3 protein-coding genes are annotated in these 5,570 nt (G+C 38.8%); all 3 read left to right on the top strand.

Translation table 11 applies throughout. The annotated features are described in order from the left end of the window. Window positions 1–2,269: DUF2357 domain-containing protein (locus HGBM_RS28335; protein ID WP_019123416.1), on the top strand; the 2,269-nt coding region annotated here is incomplete at its 5' end. An 81-nt stretch (window positions 2,270–2,350) separates the two neighbouring features. After that, a complete protein-coding gene (locus tag HGBM_RS22850; protein WP_019123415.1) occupies window positions 2,351–2,713 on the top strand; it encodes a nucleotide pyrophosphohydrolase in 363 nt (120 codons plus the stop codon). Between the two features lie 63 nt (window positions 2,714–2,776). After that, window positions 2,777–4,720, top strand: a complete 1,944-nt coding sequence (locus HGBM_RS22845; protein WP_019123414.1) for a DUF2075 domain-containing protein — start codon at window positions 2,777–2,779, stop codon at window positions 4,718–4,720. Window positions 4,721–5,570 lie beyond the last annotated feature (850 nt).

The following is a 5,570-nucleotide window of genomic DNA, read 5'->3' as shown; positions in this document are numbered from 1 at the left end:
TTACACAGCTACGTTACAAGTAAGGGAAGATACACGTCAGCTTCTGGTAATGTCTAAACTCATTTTTTCACCTGTAACTGGATCGCTGGTTCATTTGGAAGAAGGGCCCGCTTATCCTGTATTCTTTGAAAACCAGTCGTATGAATTCGTCGTAATACGAAAGCAGGAAAAGAACATTTCATTTTTTCATGAAAATATTCATCTCAGACGGGCGGTAAAACCCTTAGGGAAGGACATTTTGTTGGGGATATTAAACTTTCAAAATGAAGTTGGATTAACCGAAATCGTGATCCAAATGGATGGGAAGCCAGCCTTACAAATTCTGATCGAAATTTTTCCAGCAAAGATGGATTATCGTACGGACTACCAGAATATTTTACAGGAAGTAAATGAGCAGGTATATAACCTGGCTTTTGACTTTTTACGTAAGACTCATCAATTAACAGGATTTACGGAAACAAAAACGCAAAGCCTGACTGAATTTTTTTCAATCTTACAATATGTTTTTCAGCAATTAATAGGAGCCATCGAGAGAATACAGGTAGCTCCCCACTATACATTACACTCTGGTCATCGTATAGTCGATGCTGCAAAAGTAAAGAAGGCAAGTAGGCAAAATGAATTGTTACTAAGCAAGAATCCAAACCTACTTGTTGAAGATCCTGAAAAAGGCATCCTGAGGATCCAAAATAAAAGTTTTCGTCCGATAAGCTTAATAGAAAGTAAGAGGACTATACATTTTGATACGGTAGAAAATCGGTTTATTCGCTGGGTATTGGAGAGGATTGTTGAAAAGCTACAGCAAATTCATCGGCATTTTGGCATGAGTGATCGAGTAAAAGATGAGATCTTGTTGGAAAAACTTGACCGTATGATTCTTCAAGTAAGACGTGTATTACAACTCGATTTTCTTGTGGCATCAAAAATGATACATCAATTGTCTGTAACACTCGTATTGCAAATGGCTCCTGGATATAAAGAAGTGTTTAAAGCTTATTTGCTGCTTATGAAAGGTTTAACCATACAAGGTGACTTATTGAAATTATCTATGAAGGATCTGTCACAGTTGTATGAGTACTGGTGCTTTTTAAAAATCAATCAGATCCTTAGTAGCAAATACAGACTTATTCATCAAGATATTATTAAAATTAATAATAACGGTTTGTTTGTAACCCTCGACCGTAGCCAGTCTGCACGAACGGTTTATCAAAATCCGTTAAATGGGGAGAAATTTACCCTTTATTACAATACGTTACCTGCAGAAGACAAGAGGAGAATCCCAACACTATCGCAGCGCCCAGATAATGTCCTAACATTAAAAAAGAACGACTCTCAGCAAGAATTTAAGTATGTATTTGATGCAAAATATCGCCTAAATCCTGCTTATGAAGGAACTAGTTATTACCTAAAATATGGATCTCCAGGCCCTGAAGAAGACGATATCAATACGATGCATCGTTATCGAGACGCGATAGTCTATTTGGATGGAACGAAACATGAATATCAAAGAAGCATGTACGGGGCCTATGTGTTGTTTCCGTACCATGACGAGGAAAAGTTCCGAGAGCATCAGTTTTATCGAAGTATTGAATTAATCAATATTGGTGCGTTCCCTTTCTTACCTGGGGCTACTACACTTGTTGAAGAGTTTTTAGACGAATTGATATTAGACAGTCCGGAAAAAGCGTACGAACGATCAACGAGGCCCAGGGGAACCGAGTATTACTACCGAAACAAGTTTGGCAATAAGAATGTACTGGTTGGTTCTTTACGAACAGGGCAACTAGAACTAGCATTACAGCATCATTTTTACCATGTTCCATTGAAAAATCTAAAGGATCACAAAATCTTAACACAAATTGAGTATGTTGCCTTATGCCAATCTCGCAAGAAGTACGGTGAAGATGGTGGAATCCGTTGGTATGGACGAATATCAGATTGGAGAGTTGTACGAAGAAAAGAAATTTTGGAAAGGCCACCGCGGCCGGGAACAGAAGAAGAATTGTACGTAAGATTTGAAGTGGAGGAATGGAAACAAAGGGAGACACCGATCCATCTTGGAGGGCAAGGTATCTATACGTTACTCTTGACGACTTCGTACATGTTTGATCGTGCTTACGAAATTGCTGAATTGAGGTTAGATAATGAAGAGCAACTGAAATTATGGCGTGAAAAACGGCGGAGAGGAAGAGTTAAGGTACTTTTGGATCACGAGTATATCGATTTGGCAAAAAACGTAGTAAAGATTGAGGGATTGCAAGAAGAATGAGCTGCTGTAACGTATTAACATCGAGTAGTATGTAAATCATTACAACAGCAGATTTGGTCAAGTTTTCAAGGAGGCCATTACATGGATGAAAAAGCAACAATAAGTGACCTTAAAGAAAAGGTCCAAAAATTTTGTGAAGATAGAGAGTGGGGTCAATTTCACAATGCAAAAGATCTTGCGATAGGAATCATTACGGAAGCATCAGAACTCCTTGAACATTTTCGCTTTAAGTCAAAATTGGAAATGGAAGGATTCTTTCAAGACGAGCAAAAAAAGCAAGAAATCGCAGAGGAATTAGCAGATGTCTTATTCTTTGTTCTAAGATTTGCTCAAATGTTTGATATGGATATTTCAGAAGAACTTGATAAAAAGATTGAAAAAAATAATAAAAAATATCCGGTGGAAAAATGTAAAGGAAAAAATAATAAGTACACAGAGATGTGACCATCATGAATCATACCTTCTATTTTCCAAGGTAACCAACAGCTTTCAAAAAAGGTGAAAATAATGATTGTATATGAAGCTACGAAGAATGAATTTCTAGAAGATGTTTTTAACGACAAGCTAGTACAAAATATTAGTAGTAATTATCAGGCAAAAATTGGTCGGATTAATCAAAGAGAAATTCGCGCTTGGGACAATTCTATGCAATATATGTTCCGGGTACTGAGTGACAGTGAGATACCAGAAGATGCAGGAGTAGCTATCGAGTTTAAAATCCCGTACACCTCCAAAAGAGTAGATTTCTTGATCTCGGGTCGTGATGATGACGGTAGCTCCATTGTAATCATCGAACTGAAACAATGGGGAAGCATTGAAAAAGTAGATGGTAAAGAGGCAATCGTGAAAACAGTAATGAATCGTGCTCCCGTTGAAACGACTCATCCATCTTATCAGGTATGGTCCTATGCAGCGCTCATTAAGGACTACAATGAAAACGTCCAAAATGATGAAATAGAGCTATACCCATGTGCGTACCTACATAATTATATCGACGTTGGCGAAAACGATCCGTTGAAAGATGATATGTATCATACCTATTTAGAAAACGCTCCCGTATTTGTGAAAGGCGAGGCGAGTAAGTTACGTTCGTTTATAAAACGCTACATAAAGTACGGTGATAACAAAGAGAATCTGTATAAGATTGAACATGGACGGATACGCCCGTCGAAATCGCTTCAAGAATCACTTTCTAATATGTTGAAAGGCAATCCTGAGTTTATCATGATTGATGATCAAAAGGTCGTTTATGAAACAGCCTTACAGCTTGCAAATGAAGTGGTAAGAACGAATCAAAAGCATGTCTTAATTGTAGAAGGCGGTCCCGGAACGGGAAAATCTGTTTTGGCCATCAATCTGCTTGTTGAATTCACGAAGCGTAGTCTTGTTTGCCAATATGTGACCAAAAATGCCGCACCACGAAATGTGTATGCAAGCAAATTAAAACAAGACTTCCGAAAGGGTCATATTGATAATCTCTTCACTGGGTCAGGGAGTTATATACATTCTTCATCGAACGAGTTTGATGTCTTAATCGTTGATGAAGCACATCGGTTAAATGAAAAATCAGGTATGTTTCACAATCTAGGTGAGAATCAAATCAAAGAGATTATGAACGCCTCTAAGCTGTCCATATTCTTTATAGATGAACGGCAACGAGTTACGCTTAAAGATGTAGGGAGTATTGAAGCGATTGAAAAGTTTGCTAATTTGCACCATGCAAAAATAACAAAAACTCGCTTAGAATCCCAGTTTCGTTGTAACGGTTCGGACGGCTATCTGGCTTGGATTGACGATGTTTTACAGATACGGGAAACAGCTAATTCCCATTACATAGGCAGCCACTACGATCTTCGAATTTTTTCAGACCCGAATAAGTTACGTAGGGAAATTGAGAAAGTAAATAAAGTGAATAATCGATCACGATTAGTGGCTGGTTATTGTTGGAACTGGATTAAGGAAGGGAAGAGTAACCCTGACGTTCATGATATCGTGATTCCTGAGTTTAACTTTAGTATGAGCTGGAATCTTGCTAATTCTGATACTTGGGCAATTAATGAAAACTCCGTTCACGAAGTAGGCTGTATTCATACGTGTCAAGGATTGGAGTTTGATTACGTCGGAGTCATTATCGGAGATGACATGATTTGCCGTGATGGGCAGGTAAAAACGGATTTTACGAAAAGAGCGAAAACAGACAGCTCACTTAAAGGTTTGAAGAAGATGCTCAAGGATGAGCCGGAAAAGGCTGAAAAACTTGCTGATGAAATTATCCGAAACACGTATCGAACTTTACTTACACGAGGGCAAAAAGGATGTTTTGTTTTTTGTACGGATAAGGAATTGGAAGAGTACTTCAAGAAAAGAGTGAAAGAAATTCAACGACCCCATGTTGAGAACGAATTTTTTAAACCGTTGACACTTGTTGCTGAAAGGCGGGAGACGTACTAATACTCGAGTCAAAAAAATATTCTGTGTAAACTCCCACTATAATTTAATGTTTTCTCGCATTTTCTCACTCATTCTTAGATTTTTAACCACCGACCAAACCAAGTTATGGAGAAGTCATGTATTTATTCCAATTTTCTGGAGGAGCCGGTTGCGGGAATAGAGCTTGGAATAGCATTCCTAATCTGTGGAAATAATGTATGACCGCACATTAGATATCCACACCATTCCCTCGACGGCTTGCCCTCCTATGTTACGCCGGGTCGTTGCCCTTACATTCCAATTAAGAATAAGGGAGACCACTCTAATTTTAAGGGGTTAAACCGTTATGGCGCACTGAAACTGGCGTGTGTCCATGAACCGATCAATCCCATGTATAAAGAAATGGAGCTGTTTCATCGTATAAAGAAATGGAGCTGTCTCACGATGCCCGACGCCAGAGTCATTGTTAGATGAGCTGCATTCCTCCGTTAAAGCGGTGAAAGACCAGAAACGGCTGGGGACATCATCACGACTCACCTGTCTGATTTTCTCCCGGAAAGCCCTGCGATCCCGATCCACAAGAGTCTTGCTGGAATATCCATAAATATACAATTTCTTTCAGGCAGCTTATTTAGAAGAGAGTTGATGGGAAAGGCAAAGTTATCAGATTCTAACCAATAGATTATGAGAAAGCCTTCGTAGAAGCAGAATCTTATATCAACATGTCTACAAGTAGTTTCTATAAACAGAAATACGTGCGAGATTTCACATGTTATTCTCTTGCCGAAAACCCTTCAATGATAAGGGTTTTCGGCCTTTTCTGCATTTAAATTCCACCGCCCAACCCCCACTTATCCCCCTCACAACATCG

Source organism: Brevibacillus massiliensis (genome assembly GCF_000311785.1).
In the GTDB taxonomy this organism is placed as follows: domain Bacteria; phylum Bacillota; class Bacilli; order Brevibacillales; family Brevibacillaceae; genus Brevibacillus_C; species Brevibacillus_C massiliensis.
Note: the sequence above shows the minus strand (reverse complement) of the source record. Positions and strands in the feature narration are given on the sequence as shown.